The organism is Glutamicibacter protophormiae (genome assembly GCF_016894325.1).
Classification (GTDB): Bacteria; Actinomycetota; Actinomycetes; order Actinomycetales; family Micrococcaceae; genus Glutamicibacter; species Glutamicibacter protophormiae.
In genome coordinates, this window is the sequence record NZ_CP069806.1 from 3,678,960 (window position 1) to 3,696,090 (window position 17,131).

Sequence of the window (17,131 nt, forward strand, 5' to 3'; positions counted from 1 at the left end):
TCTGCAGCCTAATTTTCCGCGCCTACCCGAAGGGCGGGTCGCCGAAATCGAGGAAGTCGGATTTCGCGGTGCTCGGTGCCGCGACCATGCCCACGATCGCATCCACCAGAAAATAGCCGAGCTCATCCCAGGTGGCTTCGCGCGCACCGTCGGCGACCTGTCGTTCGAATTCAGCGCAGATCCCGAGCGTCATGTAGCCCAGAATTCCCGCCCGCGCGCGGATCACCGAGGCCGGGATTCCCTCCAGCTCAGCACGGGTGCGTCCGACCAGATCGGCCTGGAGCTCATCGCCGCTGAGCAATTCCGTGCCGATATGCGACAACCCGGGATAACCGCGCACCTGATAGAGGAATTGCGCCCGGCAATACGGCGCAGGCTGGTCGGACAAGTAGTAGATCCACGGGAGCACCCGGTGGGTCACCACCTCGCGCAGCCCGCCGTCAAGGTCCTCGCTCACCGGCAGTCCTGCACGGAATCTGGACACCTCGGTGATGGCGCGCCGGATCAGCGCATTGAGCAGGTCGTCGCGGGTCCCGAAATGGTATTTGATCGCCGAATGATTCGCCGTGCCGGCATGTTCGGTGATCCTGCGGTTCGAAACGCCGTCGATCCCGTGGACGGCGAAGAGTTCTTCCGCCGCATCCATCAGCGCTTCGCGCGCCTTCTCGCTATGCCGGCTCATGCCCGCACACCCCTTCCCCGCGCCACTTGCTTCGGTCGCCAAGTCTATCCCCATGACCTTCACAGGAAATTTTACGCCATGTGGCGTAAATTAGTTGATAGACTGCAACGAAGGCGTTATTCGAACGCCGCCGAAAACGATCAACATCGAGGAGCACGACAGCTTGAGCAACCACACCACCGGCCCCGGACACCAGGCTCCGCCCCGGCGGAAGTCCAGGCGGGAGGAGGAAGCCCCCGATCCGCAGGCTGTCGCCGCCAAGCGCGCCAAGGCCGAAAAGATCGGGCGCACCGCAGCCGTGTTCATCATGCCGCTGCTGATCGTCGGCATGATGATCTGGGGCTACCTGGGCGCCATGCACCACCAGGAAGCCCGTGACATGCCGGTGGCGATCGCCGCCGCCAGCACCACGGAGGCCGAGGACTTCGCCGCCGTCCTGGAGCAGGCCAACGGCCCGGCCGTGGAGGCAAGCATTGTCGGCTCCGAGCGCGAGGCCCGCGACGAGGTCTACAACCGCGACGCCAGCGCCGCAATCTATCTGGACGGCAAGACGGCCGTACTCTACACCGCCAGCGGCGCGGGTGTCTCCGCCTCCGCCGCCGTGGAGTCGGTGCTCACGCCGGTGCTGCTGGACGAAGGCCTGAAGATCTCGGCTGAGGACGTCGCGCCGCTCCCTGAGAACGACCCGAGCGGCATGGGCGCCATGTTCCTCGCCACCGCGATGGTCACCGCCGGCTACATGCCGTGGTCGCTGGCGTTCTCCAACTCCCCCGAGCTGTTGCGCCGCCGCCGCGCCTTCCCGCTGCTGGCCGGCTGGTCGGTCCTGATGTCCGCGCTGGGCGCGCTCATCGCCGGCCCGATCCTCGGTGTGCTGGACGGCGCGCAGAGCCTGCAGGTCATGGGCGTACTGGCCCTCGGCGTGTTCGCCGTGGGCGCCGGGCAGCTGCTGCTGACCCGCTTGTTCGGCGCAATGGCCGTGATCCCGGGCATGTTCCTGTTTATGGTGCTCGGCCAGCCGGCCTCCAACTTGGGAATGTCCATCCATGTGCTGCCCGAGTTCTACACCTTCCTGCACCAGTTCCTGCCGATGCCGGCGCTCGGCGAGGCACTGCGCTCGGTAATGTATTTCAACGGCGACGGCGCGGGAATCCACCTGCTGATCCTGGTCGGCGGAGCCGTTGCGGCACTGCTGCTGACCAACGTGCTGGACGCGGTGCGCACCGCCAAGGGCAAGAGCCCGACCCCGACCGAGGTCAATGTGGCGGGCCTGCATGGCGGTCCGCGCCCGAAGCGCCGCGCCTGGCGCTACATCACCCTGGGCGCCATTCCGCTGGGCATGATCGGCATCATGCTGACCTTCATGCTCGGCGCCATGCAGTCCACTGCCGTGCGCGACATGCCCGTAGCCGTAGTCGGTTCCACCATCGAGCAGGCCGAGCAGACCGTCGCCGGGCTGGAAGCCGACATGGAGGGCATGTTCGACTTCACCGCGCTGGATGACGCCGGCGAAGCCGAGGCCCTGATCCGCGAACAGGAGCTGGCCGGCGCGTTCGTGCTGCCGTCGCAGGAGAACCCGCAGGCCGTGCTCTACACCGCACAGGCTTCGGGCAACTCCGCGGTGCAGGTGCTGACCACCGTCTTCGGACAGGTCGCCGGCGCACAGCAGCTGCCGCTGGATCACCAGGAGCTGGCCCCGCTGCCCGAGGGAGACAACGTCGGCATGGCCGCCATGTACCTGGGCATGGGCTGGATCATGGCGGGCTTCATGGGCATCATCGTCGGCGACACCGCCGCCCCGCACGCCCGGCGGCTGAAGAACCTGCTGCCACTGGTCGCAGGCTACTCCGCCTTCATGTCCGCGGTGCTCTACCTGATCGCCGGCCCGTTCACCGGCGCGGTCCAGGGCCACTTCTGGTCCCTGTGGGGCACCGGCATGCTGGCGATCAGCGCCGTGGCCATGTTCAGTACGATCTTCAGCCGGCTCATGGGCATGATCGCCATGCTGCCCATCCTGGCCGTGGTGATGTTCCTGGGTGTGCCAGCCTCCAACGCGTCGCTGTCGATCTACATGGTGCCCGAGGCTTTCGGCCGGCTGCACGGCATTCTGCCGATGCCTGCCGCAACGGAAGCCATCCGCTCGATCCTCTACTTCGATGCGGCCGGCCTCGGAACGCACCTGACCACCCTGGCCATCTGGGGTCTGGCCAGCCTGGCCGTGGTCATGGTCCTGGACCAGCTCAAGCCGGTCGTCGATTTCTTGCACCCGGTGCCCGAGGAGGAGCTCGCTGCCTTGAAGGGCGGGAAGCACCAGCCCAAGGCCGCCGAGGCCGCCGTGTTGCCGAACGGGGTCGACGCCGAGGCCGGCCAGCCGGCCGGAACCGAGCGGGAGAAGGAGCCGCTGGGCGTCTAGCCGCATTGCCGCCAGCCGGGCCCCGGGGATTTTCCCCCGGGGCCCGGCTGCTTAAGCCGCTCCGGGCGCAACATCCCGGGCGGTTCTGGGACTTGGGTGCCGCGGTTCCTAGGATGAGAGCAGACGCCTCACCAATGTCCCGCTGAACACTCCAAGGAGAATTGATGACCCCGGCACCCGAGAACCCGTCGGCCGCCCGCACCATCGTGATTACCGGCGGCGGTACCGGCATCGGCAGGGCCGCTGCGCGGCTGCTGCTGGCCCGTGGCTGGAATGCGGTGCTGGCAGGTCGGACCGAAGCCACTCTGGTCCAGGCCGCCGATGGCCACCCCAATGCCCTGGTGGTTCCCGCCGACGTCACCAACCCGCAGGCGGTGGACTCGGTGTTCGCGCAGGCTGCGCAGCGCTTCGGCCGCGTGGACGTGCTCTTCAACAACGCCGGGATCTTCGGCCCGGCGGTGGCCATCGACGAACTGACCTCCCAGGCATGGGACGAAGTCTGCAGCATCAACCTCACCGGCGCGATGAATGCGGCGCGGGCGGCCTTCGCCCACTTCAAGCTGCACGGCGGCGGACGCATCATCAACAACGGCTCGATCTCCGCACAGGTTCCGCGGGTGAATTCGGTCGCCTACACGGTGACCAAGCATGCAATCGCCGGCTTGACGAAGTCGCTGGAGCTCGACGGGCGTCCGTATCGAATCCGGGCAACCCAGCTGGACATCGGGAACACCGCCAGCGACCTGCTGGATGATTTCGGGGCGACCCAGGGCGCGCTGCAGCCCAGCGGCCAGCGCGTGGTCGAACCGACCTTCCCGCTGGCCGAAGCGGCGGATGCGGTGGCCTACATCGCCCAAATGCCGCTGGGAACCTCAATCAACCAGTTCACCATCACCGCCGGCGGCATGCCGTACATCGGGCGAGGCTAGCGCCAGGGCCGGGCCGGCGCCCTCGGTCCGGGCTAGAAGAACTCGGACAGCAGGTTCTCCAGTTTGGAGAACGCCGAGTTCCAGGCCTTGGTGCTGGATTCGATGACCTCGTAGGGCAGCGGGCCCTGCGTCAGCGTAATGCTGGTCTTCCCGGCGAATTCACGGAAGTCGACGCGGGTGCTGATCACCAGGTCCAGGGTCATTTCGTGCGGCCCGTCATCGCTGACCAGGCATGTGTACTCGTCAAAGGCGGTGATGACCGCCTTCAGCGGGACCTTGGCCTCCGGGTTGTCGACCTGCACCATGGTCAGTTCATGGCGGCCGCCGACCATGGGTTCGAAAATGATCGAGTCATCTTCGATGGTCCAGCCATGGGGCCCCCACCACTGGCAGATGATTTCCGGTTCCACGAAAGCCGCCCAGACCGCGGTGCGCGGCGCGGAAAATTGGCGGGACAAAACCAGTTCAGTCATCGAATCCATGCTTAGTAGATTATCGCGTTCCGCCGGCCCCGGTCGATGTGAGATCTACTGCCCTGGGCGGCGACGAGGCTCCATGCGGCTGGCGGTATATATGGTCAACTCATCGGCCTGGGTGCCAGCAGCCTCGTGGGCCTTGAGCACCCTGTAGGCGCGGTCCCATTTGTGCCGTTCGCGCGGGCTGTCGCCGAGGTTGCGCTCGGCCGGGCCGAAGATGCTCAAACCAAGGTACTTCAGACGCCACAGCGCCCGATAACCCAAACTCAGGCCCGTGGTGTCTTCGATGATGGGCAGCGGGGACTCATCCATGATGGTCTTTCCTCTTCGGTGTTATCGGAAACGCCGTCAGCATCCCCTGGTATCCCAAGTCTACGATATTAGTTGGTGCACCAACTAATTGACGGTTCACTCCTTCGGGGCCGCCGAACCGGCGGCGATCATCCGGTCCAGAATCGTGCGGAGCTCCACCGCGTCCTCCAGACTCAGGTGCAAGCGCTTCATCATTTCCTTCGGCACCTTCACGGCCTCGTTTCGCAGCGCCGCGCCCCGTTCGGTGGTCGTGATGACGATGGCCCGCTCGTCGTGGGGATTGCGGGTCTTGGTGATCAGGCCGGCGGTCTCCAGGCGCTTGAGCAGCGGGGATAGCGTTCCCGGATCCAGGCGCAGCTGGCCGCTCAGCTCTCGCGCGCTCATCGGCGCGAACTCCCAGAGCGCCAGCATGACCAGATACTGCGGATGCGTCAATCCCATGGGGTCGAGTACGGGCTTGTACGCCGAAATCACCGCACGTGAGGCGACCGCCAAACCGAAGCACACCTGCTTCTCCAGCTGCAGCAGTTCCTCGTCTTGCAGATTCATGCTCTCCACGGCCTCTACTTCTCCTCGTCACGACGCTGTCCTTCTAATGATCGTACGCTGTTGCCGGGAATTGGCGACCGCGAATCTTGCCGCCAACGGCGCCTGAGACCCGCCGCCACGCCGCCGGCCAATAGGTAGCGAAAGCCGGTTCCACTGCATAGCCTTATGCCTATGAGCAACCTTGAGCAGGCACCGGCAGAAATCGACTGCTGCGCGGGTCGATCCCCGTCCGAAATCGAGATCCTCGAACCACGCGAGGTTCCCTTGGGTGGGTTGCGGGCCATGACGGTATTCCGCACGCTCCCCCAGAAGCAGCGCAGCCTCATCGGCGCGTGGTGCTTCCTCGACCACTACGGACCGGACGACGTCAAGGTCACCGGCGGCATGAATGTTCCACGGCACCCCCACACTGGGCTGCAAACCGTCTCCTGGCTCTTCAGCGGCAACATCAACCACCTGGACTCGGCAGGCTTCGCGGCCACCGTCCGCCCCGGCGAAGTGAACCTGATGACCGCGGGGCGCGGCATCAGCCATTCGGAGATCCTCACCGAAGGCACCACCATCCTGCATGGGGCCCAGCTGTGGACCGCCCTGCCCGACAGCGCGCGCAACATGCAGCCGACCTTCGAGAACTACCGCCCGGAACCGCTGCAGGGCGAAGGCTGGTCCCTGTCGGTATTCCTGGGCAGCCATGCCGTCGGCTCGCAGCGCTCCACCTCTCCGGTCAAGACCCACACCGAACTTTCCGGCGCGGAGCTGCGCCTGGAACCGGGAGCCGAAATCGAGATCATGGTTCCGGAGCATCACGAGCACGGCATCCTGCTGGATTCCGGCGGCCTGGAAGTCAACGGGCACCAGCTGGAAGCCCGCGAGCTGGGCTACGTGCGATCAGGCTGCAGGTGCCTGCGCCTCAAGGCCGGGAATGAACCCGTTCTCGCCCTGGTCATCGGCGGCGAGCCGCTGAACGAAGACATCTTGATGTGGTGGAACTTCGTGGGACGCTCCCATGATGAGGTACTGGCGTTCCGCGCGCAGTGGCAGGCGGAAATCGGCGCCGAACCCGGCGACGCCAGCGAAGACCGCTTCGGCCCGTTCCCGCCGGATACCCCGGCAGCACTTCCGGCGCCGGCGCTGCCGACCGTCAAGCTGCGCCCACGCGTCAACCCGTCCTAGTACCTCTGCAAAGGAAACAAAGTCATGAGTGAAATCAAGCCCGTATTCCTCCCCGAGCGCCAGCGGTTTGCCCTGGACGACAACGGCAAACGCATCGGCGCGGCCCACTACCGCGACTACGACGGGTCCGACGGGGTGGAACGCGTCTTCTTCCACACCACGGTGGACGAGGAGTACGGCGGGCAGGGCCTGGCCAGCGTCATGGTGAAGTTCGCACTGGAAAATACCATCTCCAGCGGGGCGAAGATCGTGGCCGTCTGCCCGTACGTCAAGGGATACGTCGCCAAGCATCCGGAGTACCAGGCGCATCTGGTGCAGCCTGCCCCGAGCCACTTGGGGATCCTGCCGCGCGGTTAAGCCCGGAGTTTCAGGGGTTCATCTCCAGTCCGCGCGCGGCCAGCTCTTCGCGGAGAATGCGGATGGCCTTCGGACCGACGCCGTGCAGCGCAAGCAACGCCGCGGCGCCGACCTTGCCCGCCTGCTCGAGGCTGGTGATGCCGGCCTGCTCGAAGGCCCTGGCGGCGGGGTTGCTGGTTTTCGGAAGGTCGGTGTCCATGGCCCCAGCGTAGTCAAGCGGAAGGCTGGGCGACAGGTTTGGTGCGCGGCGAAATGAGGATGAGGAGCAGCGCCAGGATCAGGCAGAAGCCGAACACCGAGATGAAGCCCCACCCGGCGGCGGCCGTGGCGAAAATGACTCCGCCCAGCGCCGTTGCGCCCGCGGTGCCCAGCGAGTCGGCCAACGTCATGGCCGAAGAATTGAAACCCTGCTCATGCTCGGCCGACAGCTTGAGCATGTTCACGTTCTGGCGCGGGTAGATCATGCCCATGCCGAAGCCTCCTACCGCCCAGCCGAGGATCAGCACCGCAACCGGCGGGTGGTACACCGCGGTGAGCAGCGCCGTCGAAATCGCGACGGTGCTGGCCAGCGCGCCGATGGTGATGCTGCGCGGATTCGAGAGCCGCTCGCCCAGCTTTCCCTGCAACCACGAGCCCACTGACCAGCTCAGCGCCGAGGCCGTCAACACCAGCCCGGCGCGGTCCGGGCTCAGGTGGTAGTCCTCGCGCAGCAGGTAGGGCAGGTACACCTCGACGCCGAAAAATGCGCCGGCCGTCAGCGTCCGCGTGCTCATCGTGGCCGGCAGGCCGCGGCGCGCGCTGAAGGTGCCCTTGGGCAGCAGCGGACGGATGGTGAACAGCGCCAGCAGCAGGGCCGCAAGCAGGGCGGGCAACGACCAGGAACTGCCGCTGCTTCCCAGCAGGTTCATGGCGATGACCGCCGCTCCGGTCAGCCCGGCCAGCAGCAGGCGTTTCGCGGAGACCGGGCCCAGCTCGCTGTGCGACTCCCTGGGCAGCCGGTTCAGCGCCGGGACGATGGCGCAGAAGGCGAGGGCCACCAAGCCCATGACGCCAAGGAACACCCAGCGCCAGCCGATGAACGTCGCAATCATCCCGGCCAGCCATGGGCCGATCAGCGCGGGCAGCACCCAGGCGGTGGCGAAGAGCGCGAAGATCTTCGCGTGCAGGCTGCCGGGGTACGCCCGGGCGATGAGCACGTAGATCGCCACGGTGATCGCGCCACCGCCGATTCCCTGGAGGATGCGTCCGGCGATCAGGATCTCCATGCTGGCCGCGGTGCCGCACACCAGCAGCCCCGCCAGGAAGACCGCTACCGAGGCGAACAGCGGAATCTTCGGGCCCCAGCGGTCGGTGATTTCTCCGGCCGCCACCATGCCCAGCATGCCGCTGGCCATGGGCGCCGCGAAGGACAGGGCGAACAGCCGCTCGCCATCCAGGATCTCGCTCACCAAGGGCATCACCGTGGTGACGGCCATGGCCTCGAACGCGACGAGGAACACCAGGATGAACATGCCCAGGGTCGTGGACAGGTACTGCGGCGCGTAGATGGTCTCGAGGCCGGGCACACCGGTGCGGGAGCTCTTGTTCAGGGGCATGGGTTCATTCTCGCAGAACCGCGAAGGCTTCATTCCGCCCCCGGGACCGGCGGCTATCCGCCGATGGCATGCAGCGAAAACGCGCTGAGGAACCCGGCGGTGACCAGCAGCCCGGTGTAGTCGTGGTCCACCGCGTAGGCCTCGGGAATCATGGTGTCGGCAATCATCGTAAGGATGCCTCCCGCCGCCACGGCGGTGGTGAAGGCCAGCACCTCCGCAGGCATGCCCTCCAGGGCGATCGCCCCGATGAAGGCGGCCAGGCCGCTGGCCAGCGCGATCGACGCCCACAGGGTGAAGACCGAGCGTCCGCTGCGCCCGGAGGCCTTCATGTCGGCCGAACTGGCCAGTCCCTCGGGAATATTGGAGACGAAGATGGCGATCAGCATCGTCGGATTCACGCTGGCCCCCGCGACCAGCCCCAGGCCCAGCGCCACGGATTCGGGGATGCCGTCGATGAGCGCGCCGACGGCGATGGCAGACCCCGAGGAGGACTCGGCTCCGCCGGCACCCCGCGCACGCCTTTTCCTGCGGCTGCGCTTGGCCAGCAGCGTGTTGGCCCCGAAGTAGAGCAGGGCGCCGGCCACGACCCCGGCGACGGTCGCGGCCAGCCCGCCCAGGGTGAAGGCTTCCAGCACCAGCTCGAAGCTCAGCGCGCTGACCAGCACACCGGCGCCGAAGGCCATGACGGCGCAGACCCAGACCCGGGAAATTCGCAGCCACCAGGCCGCGGCCGCTCCGATCAGCAGGGCCGATCCGGCCGCGGTGCCCCAGAGCAATGCTTGGAGGGAGACGAACATGGCACCCACTATAGTTGGCGGTCAGCCAACCCAGCAGGTGCCATGGAATGTTTACTTGCGCCTAGCCCTCGGAGGACATGTTGCTGAAGCGCGAGTAGTGGCCCTGGAACGCCACGGTAATGGTCTTGGTGGGGCCGGCACGGTGCTTCGCAATGATCACGTCGGCTTCGCCCGGACGGTTTTCCTTGTCGTAGACGTCGTCGCGGTGCAGCAGGATGACCATGTCGGCGTCCTGCTCGATCGAGCCCGATTCACGCAGGTCCGAGACCATGGGCCGCTTGTCGGTACGCTGCTCGGAACCGCGGTTCAGCTGCGACAGCGCGATCAACGGCACATCGAGCTCCTTGGCCAGCAGCTTGAGGTTACGCGAGAATTCGGAGACTTCCTGCTGACGCGATTCCACGCGCTTGCCCGAGCTCATCAGCTGCAGGTAGTCGAGGATGATCATGCGCAGCTCGTTGCGCTGCTTCAGTCGTCGGCACTTGGCGCGGATCTCCATCATGGACATGTTCGGCGAATCATCGATGAACAGCGGGGCCTCGTTCAACCGGCCCATGGTGGTGGCGATCTTGGTCCATTGGGCGTCTTCCACCGAACCCTTGCGCAGGTCCTGCAGCTGGATGGACGCTTCCGCAGAGAGCAGGCGCATCGCGATCTCGTTGCGGCCCATTTCCAGGGAGAAGAACACGGTGGCCATGTTGTGCTTGATCGCCGCGGACCGGGCGAAATCCAGCGCGAACGTTGATTTGCCTACGGCGGGACGGGCGGCGATGATGATCATCTGCCCGCCCTTCAGGCCCTGGGTCAGTTCGTCGAATTCGTAGAAGCCGGTGGGCACGCCGGTGATGCCGTCGCCGGCGTTGGCGGCGTTCTCGATCTCGTCGACGGTGCCCTCGATGATCTCGGACAGGCGCACGTAGTCCTCGCTGCCGCGGTTCTCGGAAACCTTGTAGACCTCGGCCTGCGCCTCATTGACGATGGCGTCGACCTCGCCATCCGGCGAGTAGCCCATCTGGACGATGCGTGTGCCGGCGTCCACCAGACGGCGGAGCACGGCGCGTTCGCGCACGATTTCCGCGTAGTAGCCGGCGTTAGCGGCGGTGGGAACCTGCTGGATCAGGTTGTGCAGGTAGGCGGCGCCGCCGACGCGCGAAATTTCATTGCGCTTGGTCAGCAGGTCGGCCACGGTCACGGCATCCGCGGGTTCGCCACGGCCGTAGAGGTCGATCACCGCTTCATAGATTGCTTCATGGGCGGGGCGGTAGAAGTCGGTGCCGCGGAGGACCTCGACGACGTCGGCAATGGCATCTTTGGAGAGCATCATGCCGCCAAGAACTGACATTTCCGCTTCGATGTCCTGCGGCGGCTTGCGCGCCGCATCGGATCCTCGTTCTTCGTAGATCGGCTCTGCACTCATTACAGACACTTCCATCCCCTATGTACACGCTGGGAAACCACTCTTGCCCCGACGGCAACTGCCTATCGTTTCAGTACCAACCGACAATTAGGCCCAAAGCCCTTGTGGATAGTCGTTCCCAGTGCCAACACTAGGTGGGTTATTAACAGAGGTAAACCCTGATATCCACAGAATGTGTGGATAACACACCCCTACCTGTGGATTCCCCTGTTCACTACGTGGGGATAACCCTGTGGATTACCCCACTTAATGGGCCTTAAATACGCTTTGACTTGGATATTCCTGTTCTCACAGCTGTGGATAGAGGGTTAATTTTTTCTACTACCCACAGGCCCCCAAAGCGTTATCAACAGCCAAATACCCGGAATCTAGGCGTTTCTCACAAGTTATCAACCCTATTCAACAGGCTATCCACAAAGCTGTGGATAGTGTTGTGGACAGCCGTTCTGTCACAATCGCTCGACTGGCCATGAAAACCAGCGGCTCGGCGCGCGGTCGGCGATGAAAATCATTCCATCCCCGTGGGCAGCCGTCACGCCCGATGTTAAATGACGCTGCGGCGCGAAGGTTCTCCCTCCGCGCCGCAGCGTCAAGTGATATCAGTTAAACGAATTCGGGCACTGGCAATGAGTGAAATCGCGAATCGTGGAAGATCTGCGGGGAATGGTTGGAGAAATCATGGCCATGCACCTCCAGGAAGATCACCCAGTGATCTCCGGCTTCCACTTCGTTGTAAATTGAGGTCTCCAGCCAAAGGGTGGACTCCTGAATGAAAAGTGCCCCCTGCTCCGTTTCGTGGGTTTCCACGCCGGCAAAACGGTCGCCGTGCTTGGAGGCAATCTGCCCGCAAACCCCGTCATTGCGTTCACTGAGCACCGAGACGCCGATGCGGTCCGCGGTACGCAGCTTGGGCCAGGTATTGGAAGTCTTCTGCACCGCAAACATGACCAGTGCCGGCTCCAGCGATACGCCGACGGTAAAGGATGATGCAACGAGGCCGGTTTTCTCTCCGTCGAGAACGGTGCATAACGCGGCGACACCGGATGGATGCTGCGCGAAAACCTTGCGCAAGGTCAGCGGGTCAAGATCCTGATTCAAAGACATGGCTCGATTCCTTCGGGTCGTGCCCAGCGAGCGTGAACGTCCGGCGGTGGCGCACGGACTCCCCTGCGCGATGCCAGATGTTGGCACACTCGATGTGCGGTACTTGTGCCACGCGTTCTTGCGTGGAACCGAATCCTCACCTGGAGCACCCCACTACCGTTGAGAGGGTTGCCGGCCAGCAAGCCAGGGCTTATAGCTGACGCTCTTGATTCTGGTTAGAACGATATGGGCGGTTACGCCATATGGTCAAATATTTCGCTTCTTAAATCGAAATACTCAAGTATTCATTCGACCCGAACCAAGCTGATGCGTTCATAATCATTCATTTATTCGCCAGCGGTTGGAATCGACGTGCATTCGTGCTGGGCCCGCACTTCCACGACAGCTTCTTGCGCACGGTCGGATCCGAGCTGGGGCAGCCGTTGGTTTTGCCGGTCCGGTGATCGTCACTTTAAAATATGCAGAATGATGCGAATTTCCGCGGTGCGGCAGTATGTTTCGATCAGCCGCCAGGAAACCGCGTTGCTTGCCATCACCGCTGTCTGGGGCTCGACCTTTCTCCTGGTCCATCTGGCCATGCGCCACAGCGGGCCGATGTTCTTCGTCGGCGTCCGCTTCCTCGTGGCCGGTCTGGCTGCGGCGCTGGTTTTCCGCCGCTCCATGCGCGGCATGACACGGCTGGAACTCGGTGCCGGCACGGCGATTGGCCTGATGATTTTCCTGGGCTACGGCCTGCAGACGCAAGGGCTGCAAACCATCAACAGCAGCACCTCGGCGTTCCTCACCGCACTCTACGTCCCGCTGGTTCCACTGCTACAGTGGGCCGTCTTCCGCAAGCGCCCCGGCGCCATGATGCTGTCGGGCGCAGGCTTGGCGTTCGTCGGGCTGCTGCTGCTCGCCGGCCCCGACGCGGTGCGCACGGGACTGGGTCCAGGCGAATTCGCCACCTTGCTCAGTACCCTTCCCATGGCCGCGGAAATCGTTCTGATCAGCGCCTTCGCCCGTAAGATCGATTTGGGGCGGGTTACCGTGGTGCAGCTGCTGGTCGCGGGCCTGTTGGGCTTCGCTGCGATGCCTGCCGTGGGCGAGGCAGCGCCGGCCTTCTCCTGGTACTGGGTGCTTCCAGCTGTCGGGCTGGGTGCCGCAAGCTGCCTGATCCAGGCCACCATGAACTGGGCACAGAAGTCGGTCTCCCCGACCCGCGCCACCATCATCTATGCAGGTGAACCGGTGTGGGCTGGCATCTTCGGCCGTCTGGCCGGGGACCGGATGTCCGCTCTGGCGTTGTGCGGTGCTGCGGTGATCGTTCTCGGCACGCTGGTCAGCGAGATTCGGTTCCGCCCGGCCAACGGCACGCCGGACGTCGAACAGATACCGAATGAGAATGCCAGGGCCAAAGCCGAATAGGCAGTAATGCATCCCCAAGTTTCAGTAGCAACCCCGGATTCTTGGATCAACGGCGCAACCGGTGCAAGTTGCCGCCCTTGAACCACGGGTTCTCAACTCGAACTGGCTTCCATATATTGCACAGCCACCCGGCCAGGTCAGGGGCTCGTGGCGGAACCCGCGCCCAGGTCCCAGCATTTGTTCACCTCGTTGGTGACCTCATCCGAGTTCAGCGGGTGGACCAGTCGTTCATTGAGTCGTAGCCGACGCATAGGCCGCCTCCTTGGCTGGGCATAAGAATGGTTCCCATCACCGCGGTGTGTTTGGGGGTGAATGTGCCCGGGGTGGCTGAACAGGTGTTCGCGGGATCTGGAATAGCCGCTTGGTTTGATCATTGGGCGCTTCCCGTGTCGCCATGACAATGCATGTCACACCAATATTGGGAGAGTTGCTCGGAACCCAATTCTTAGCCGAACCGCTGGTAGGGACTCTCTCCTCACGAGCTTGCCAATCGTCCTCTCATGTACTTTCCTGAGCGGATATCAACCTTCAACTGTAAACAATTTGGTAGCGGCGCGAAGGTGGCGGGCAATTTCGCTCCAACGCCACCAACCTGATCGTTGGATCTCTCGGATCCGACATCCGCGAATGCGGTTCTTGCGAAGTCCACTGTCTATCGTTGAGAAAAGTGCAGGCCGTGAACCAAGTGGTTCATGGCCTGCACGAGCGTTATTCTTCCTGAATTCTTATATCCGAACTTCCTCCATCAACTAATAGGATCAGTCGATGTCCGCTAGGGAATCCCAACTGGGCGTTGTGGGCTTCTGCTGTCTTCCCAAGCAGCAGGTCGTTGAACATGAACCGCTGCCAGGGCTCAACGGACCCTCGGGGGTGACCGCCGGAGCATCGACAGGCTCGCCACGATGCTGGGCCGACCGTTCCAGCGCGGCGTCGACAAGTCCCGATACGAACACCGGGTCAACCCCGACAGTCGCTGCACGCACATAGACCAGCCCTAGGTCCTTGGCGGTTTGCGCGGCCTCGGTATCAAGGTCGTATTTTACTTCCATATGATCGGAGACGAATCCCAACGGAACGACGACAACCCCCTCCGTCCCGGCGGCGGCGAGTTCCTCGAGGCGATCGTTAATATCAGGCTCCAGCCAGGGTGTTTCAGGGGAACCAGAACGGGAACAGAACACCAACTCAGCGCTCAACGGTTGCTTTTCTCCAAGTTCCTGATCGATCCACTTAATCAGTTGTAGGTGCTGCTCGCGATACCCGGCGGTCTGCCGTTCAGAAGCTTGCTGCATAGACAGTGGAATGGAATGAGTGACATAGAGCAGGCGATGCTTCTGTGGATCCAAAGGGCCGACTTTTTGGATCAAATTGGTTAGTCCACGATGTACGCAGTCCAGTTCTGCGTACGCAAAACCAGGGTGATTGTAGTACTGGCGGACCTTCTCGAAAGACACTGCCAGTCCTTCTTGGGCAAGGACATTCCGAGTGTTGGCGAAGTCTTCGCGATACTGGCGGCATGATGAATAACAAGAGTAGGCGGAGGTATCGATAGCAAGGAATCGCGAGCCTCCCGTACGCTTAGCGAAGTCACGGACAGTGTCCGTGAGGTATGGATCCCAATTTCGGTTTCCCCATAGTACTGGAGTCGTGATTCCACGTCGCTCAAACTCCCGACGCAGGGCATCAAGCAATCGGCGGTTCTGGTCGTTGATGGGTGATTTACCGCCAAACCCGTAATAGTGTTCACCGACTTCAACCAGGCGATCGTCGGGAATACCCCGCCCTGCGGTGACGTTCTGGAGAAACGGAAGAACATCTTCGTTTTTCTCCGGTCCACCGAAGGACATTAGGACGACCGCATCAAATGGCGTTAAATTCTGAGTTTCCATACCCCGAATTTTACAAGCTGTAGAAAATCAAAGCCCGCCCCACTCAGAATGTCTTCAGGTTCCGAGAGGGCTCCCCGCAACTTCCAAAAGCTGGGCGGCAGCCCATGGCCGTGCCCCGCCCCATTGCACTCTCGCATGGAGGACAAAAACCAATAATGAGGCAAGTTCCGGATCGCTGCGAAAAATTCTCTTACTCTTCCAGCAGAATCTCGAAAACATGACTACGAGTATTTGGTGGGGTACATGAGCGATTACTCCTCAGGATCGCACTGCGGCATACCGCTTCAAGGAGTGAAGGAACCAAAACGCGCACTCAAGGGGTGGTGGAGCCTCGAATCCGTGAAACCCAATTAATAAACTTGGAGAATTCCGTGTATTGCTACAACCGATCGGGGGTGAGTATTGTCGAGAGCCAGAGTCAGAACCCTCGCTGCTAATAGGCTCCGACTTTTAAGACCACGTGTGCGTGTAGCGGAAGGAGTGCCGAATATCGTTTCTAACATTCCAAGGGATTTCATGAATCACTGCGTTCTCCGCCCACCCAGCCAAACGAAAAAGCCCAGATGATAGTCCCCGCATGGTCTGGCAGAATTCGCGGATGGTGATCCCCCGCGGCTGAGCTTGTACTGGCTTATTTACAGCCGTAGAGCGCGAGACGAGCCACAGACTCAAATCATCCGTGGCTGCATCAAAAACAGCGAGAATTAGAGATGGTTTGAGCTTAAGTGATTTTCCTAGGACGCCAGTTAGGAGCTCATGCGGTGGAGTAAAAATTCTCGGTTTATCGGCTAGTCCGCCATGAGTGGCAAGATGATGCCGTGTTTCTGGACCGTCGAATAGTTGGCGAAGTTCTTGGGTAATCCGAGCTGGTGGCTGTATCTGGAACATGCGGGTCTCCGTTGTTTAAGGCTTCAGAGAAAGATGCCTCTGATTGCCTACCGTCGATGACTTCCTACATGCCGTATGTTAAAACAGTGCGAAGAGCCCATCGATGGGCATCCTTTGAGCATACTCCTCTTCGCATGAGGTTCCTACCCCGCGCGTTGACTCATAAAAACCCCCGGCACGAATACTATGGTGCTTCCCGAGATCCCTGGCGAAGTGTCTCTTTCATGAGCTAACCGTATATAAGAAGAGACCCTGTGGAACCAGCGTTGGCGGCGATCTTAACTGGTAGAGGGTGCCCCAAAAATGGGGCACCCTCAAAATAGGAGCTTTCCAAAAGCTATGGTTGAGTTGCTCGAATCGCGTCGCTTATCGAAGCCTCTGGGTTCTGACGACGATATTCCTTCAGTTCCTTGGGATCCACCTTCTTCGTGATCTCTACAGAAGGATCATTTTCCTTCCCGAAGAAGGCCCAGAGCATCACACCGCAGGCCGCGAAGAGCAGCGCAATAAGGATGTTGTTGAATGCGAAATACGTTACTGCTGCAGCAACAACGCACAGCAACGTAAGAACAGGTCTGATGTAGTTCTTCATGGCGATTACTCCTTAGGTGCAAGCAGTTTTGATGGCAGCAATGCCTAGAAGCTCGGCTCCGAGAGCTGCGGCGGCTCCGCCTAGTGCCTGGAGCTTCTCGTAGGAGAAACTTGCTCCCCACATGATCTTGATGGCCTCATTCACGCCGCCGAGAGAGTTCATGAGCTTCTTGATCTTGAGAACCTTGGCTACGGGGATCGCAGTAGTACCGATGGCAAGAAGGATAGCTCCCGAGCACTCAAGGAAACCTGCTCGCGTGGCAACTCCCTCAATGTTGCTTCCTTGCACCAGGTGCTCTGAAATCCACTGACGCGTTGCTTCGTCTCCCTGCAAGAGCACCGACTCTGGAATGTCGTCGATGATTCGAAGCAGTTCCTCCGCCTGTTTCTGATCCTCAATGATGTTCTGAGCTTCAACAGTTAACGAAGCTGAGTTCTGTACTGGCGCTGCGTTAGCTGGAGCCGCAAACGTCGCTGCTAACGCAGCAGCTGCAAGGATAGCGATGGATGGCCTGGTCAGAGTTTTTTGTGACAAGATGTTTTCCTAACTATCGT

Annotated in this window: 17 protein-coding genes and 1 riboswitch; of the genes, 5 read left to right on the forward strand and 12 right to left on the reverse strand. The window is 62.1% G+C overall.

Annotated elements, in window-relative coordinates:
• Window positions 1-22: 22 nt before the first annotated feature.
• Entirely contained in the window at window positions 23-724 is a 702-nt protein-coding gene (locus tag JQN66_RS17150) for a TetR/AcrR family transcriptional regulator (RefSeq protein ID WP_204676084.1), read from the reverse strand.
• 121 nt (window positions 725-845) lie between these two features.
• Between JQN66_RS17150 and JQN66_RS17155 the strand changes: the two genes are divergently transcribed.
• Together JQN66_RS17155 and JQN66_RS17160 are read left to right on the forward strand one after the other, a co-directional pair.
• On the forward strand, window positions 846-3,092 hold the full coding sequence (locus JQN66_RS17155; RefSeq protein WP_204676085.1) for an ABC transporter permease: 2,247 nt from the start codon (window positions 846-848) through the stop codon (window positions 3,090-3,092).
• Window positions 3,093-3,256: 164 nt separating this feature from the next.
• The gene (locus JQN66_RS17160; protein WP_204676086.1) at window positions 3,257-4,021 is read left to right on the forward strand and encodes an SDR family oxidoreductase; all 765 of its coding nucleotides are present in this window, start codon (window positions 3,257-3,259) and stop codon (window positions 4,019-4,021) included.
• 32 nt (window positions 4,022-4,053) lie between these two features.
• Here the strand turns inward: JQN66_RS17160 and JQN66_RS17165 are convergent, their stop codons facing one another.
• The 3 genes from JQN66_RS17165 to JQN66_RS17175 all read right to left on the reverse strand — a co-directional run bounded on the left by JQN66_RS17165 (window position 4,054) and on the right by JQN66_RS17175 (window position 5,358).
• The gene (locus JQN66_RS17165; protein WP_204676087.1) at window positions 4,054-4,494 is read right to left on the reverse strand and encodes an SRPBCC family protein; all 441 of its coding nucleotides are present in this window, start codon (window positions 4,492-4,494) and stop codon (window positions 4,054-4,056) included.
• A 54-nt stretch (window positions 4,495-4,548) separates the two neighbouring features.
• On the reverse strand, window positions 4,549-4,809 hold the full coding sequence (locus JQN66_RS17170; RefSeq protein ID WP_188947970.1) for a hypothetical protein: 261 nt from the start codon (window positions 4,807-4,809) through the stop codon (window positions 4,549-4,551).
• Window positions 4,810-4,905: 96 nt separating this feature from the next.
• Window positions 4,906-5,358: a MarR family winged helix-turn-helix transcriptional regulator gene (locus JQN66_RS17175; RefSeq protein WP_204677683.1), complete on the reverse strand. Its 453-nt coding sequence runs from the start codon at window positions 5,356-5,358 to the stop codon at window positions 4,906-4,908.
• A gap of 171 nt (window positions 5,359-5,529) precedes the next feature.
• Here JQN66_RS17175 and JQN66_RS17180 point away from each other — a divergent pair, with 171 nt between their 5' ends.
• Complete coding sequence (locus JQN66_RS17180) at window positions 5,530-6,531, forward strand: pirin family protein (RefSeq protein ID WP_204676088.1); 1,002 nt, start codon at window positions 5,530-5,532, stop codon at window positions 6,529-6,531.
• Between the two features lie 24 nt (window positions 6,532-6,555).
• On the forward strand, window positions 6,556-6,888 hold the full coding sequence (locus tag JQN66_RS17185) for a GNAT family N-acetyltransferase (RefSeq protein ID WP_204676089.1): 333 nt from the start codon (window positions 6,556-6,558) through the stop codon (window positions 6,886-6,888).
• A gap of 10 nt (window positions 6,889-6,898) precedes the next feature.
• Here the strand turns inward: JQN66_RS17185 and JQN66_RS17190 are convergent, their stop codons facing one another.
• The 5 genes from JQN66_RS17190 to JQN66_RS17210 form a co-directional block, all read right to left on the reverse strand.
• Window positions 6,899-7,087, reverse strand: coding sequence for a helix-hairpin-helix domain-containing protein (locus JQN66_RS17190; protein ID WP_204676090.1), 189 nt, complete (start codon window positions 7,085-7,087; stop codon window positions 6,899-6,901).
• Between the two features lie 13 nt (window positions 7,088-7,100).
• Complete coding sequence (locus tag JQN66_RS17195; protein ID WP_204676091.1) at window positions 7,101-8,483, reverse strand: MFS transporter; 1,383 nt, start codon at window positions 8,481-8,483, stop codon at window positions 7,101-7,103.
• 53 nt (window positions 8,484-8,536) lie between these two features.
• Entirely contained in the window at window positions 8,537-9,280 is a 744-nt protein-coding gene (locus JQN66_RS17200; protein WP_188947965.1) for a ZIP family metal transporter, read from the reverse strand.
• Window positions 9,281-9,341: 61 nt separating this feature from the next.
• Window positions 9,342-10,697, reverse strand: coding sequence for a replicative DNA helicase (dnaB, locus tag JQN66_RS17205; RefSeq protein ID WP_188947964.1), 1,356 nt, complete (start codon window positions 10,695-10,697; stop codon window positions 9,342-9,344).
• A gap of 603 nt (window positions 10,698-11,300) precedes the next feature.
• The gene (locus tag JQN66_RS17210; protein WP_204676092.1) at window positions 11,301-11,801 is read right to left on the reverse strand and encodes a flavin reductase family protein; all 501 of its coding nucleotides are present in this window, start codon (window positions 11,799-11,801) and stop codon (window positions 11,301-11,303) included.
• Between the two features lie 94 nt (window positions 11,802-11,895).
• Window positions 11,896-12,012, reverse strand: a riboswitch (SAM riboswitch).
• A gap of 254 nt (window positions 12,013-12,266) precedes the next feature.
• Here JQN66_RS17210 and JQN66_RS17215 point away from each other — a divergent pair.
• Window positions 12,267-13,208, forward strand: a complete 942-nt coding sequence (locus JQN66_RS17215; protein ID WP_239464075.1) for a DMT family transporter — start codon at window positions 12,267-12,269, stop codon at window positions 13,206-13,208.
• Window positions 13,209-13,966: 758 nt separating this feature from the next.
• Here JQN66_RS17215 and JQN66_RS17220 read toward each other — a convergent pair.
• From JQN66_RS17220 to JQN66_RS17230, 3 genes are all read right to left on the reverse strand, one after another.
• The gene (locus JQN66_RS17220; protein ID WP_204676093.1) at window positions 13,967-15,097 is read right to left on the reverse strand and encodes a ferrochelatase; all 1,131 of its coding nucleotides are present in this window, start codon (window positions 15,095-15,097) and stop codon (window positions 13,967-13,969) included.
• 1,225 nt (window positions 15,098-16,322) lie between these two features.
• Entirely contained in the window at window positions 16,323-16,577 is a 255-nt protein-coding gene (locus JQN66_RS17225; RefSeq protein ID WP_188947961.1) for a hypothetical protein, read from the reverse strand.
• A gap of 12 nt (window positions 16,578-16,589) precedes the next feature.
• Window positions 16,590-17,111, reverse strand: coding sequence for a hypothetical protein (locus JQN66_RS17230; protein ID WP_204676094.1), 522 nt, complete (start codon window positions 17,109-17,111; stop codon window positions 16,590-16,592).
• Window positions 17,112-17,131 lie beyond the last annotated feature (20 nt).

What these genes read in the sequence shown, in the direction of transcription:
- JQN66_RS17160 (WP_204676086.1), top strand. Translation starts at nt 3,257, where the DNA reads ATGACCCCGGCACCCGAGAACCCGTCGGCCGCCCGCACCATCGTGATT.
- JQN66_RS17165 (WP_204676087.1), bottom strand. Translation starts at nt 4,494, where the DNA reads ATGACTGAACTGGTTTTGTCCCGCCAATTTTCCGCGCCGCGCACCGCG.
- JQN66_RS17170 (WP_188947970.1), bottom strand. Translation starts at nt 4,809, where the DNA reads ATGGATGAGTCCCCGCTGCCCATCATCGAAGACACCACGGGCCTGAGT.
- JQN66_RS17175 (WP_204677683.1), bottom strand. Translation starts at nt 5,358, where the DNA reads ATGAATCTGCAAGACGAGGAACTGCTGCAGCTGGAGAAGCAGGTGTGC.
- JQN66_RS17180 (WP_204676088.1), top strand. Translation starts at nt 5,530, where the DNA reads ATGAGCAACCTTGAGCAGGCACCGGCAGAAATCGACTGCTGCGCGGGT.
- JQN66_RS17185 (WP_204676089.1), top strand. Translation starts at nt 6,556, where the DNA reads ATGAGTGAAATCAAGCCCGTATTCCTCCCCGAGCGCCAGCGGTTTGCC.
- JQN66_RS17190 (WP_204676090.1), bottom strand. Translation starts at nt 7,087, where the DNA reads ATGGACACCGACCTTCCGAAAACCAGCAACCCCGCCGCCAGGGCCTTC.
- JQN66_RS17195 (WP_204676091.1), bottom strand. Translation starts at nt 8,483, where the DNA reads ATGCCCCTGAACAAGAGCTCCCGCACCGGTGTGCCCGGCCTCGAGACC.
- JQN66_RS17200 (WP_188947965.1), bottom strand. Translation starts at nt 9,280, where the DNA reads ATGTTCGTCTCCCTCCAAGCATTGCTCTGGGGCACCGCGGCCGGATCG.
- dnaB (WP_188947964.1), bottom strand. Translation starts at nt 10,697, where the DNA reads ATGAGTGCAGAGCCGATCTACGAAGAACGAGGATCCGATGCGGCGCGC.
- JQN66_RS17210 (WP_204676092.1), bottom strand. Translation starts at nt 11,801, where the DNA reads ATGTCTTTGAATCAGGATCTTGACCCGCTGACCTTGCGCAAGGTTTTC.
- JQN66_RS17215 (WP_239464075.1), top strand. Translation starts at nt 12,267, where the DNA reads ATGATGCGAATTTCCGCGGTGCGGCAGTATGTTTCGATCAGCCGCCAG.
- JQN66_RS17220 (WP_204676093.1), bottom strand. Translation starts at nt 15,097, where the DNA reads ATGGAAACTCAGAATTTAACGCCATTTGATGCGGTCGTCCTAATGTCC.
- JQN66_RS17225 (WP_188947961.1), bottom strand. Translation starts at nt 16,577, where the DNA reads ATGAAGAACTACATCAGACCTGTTCTTACGTTGCTGTGCGTTGTTGCT.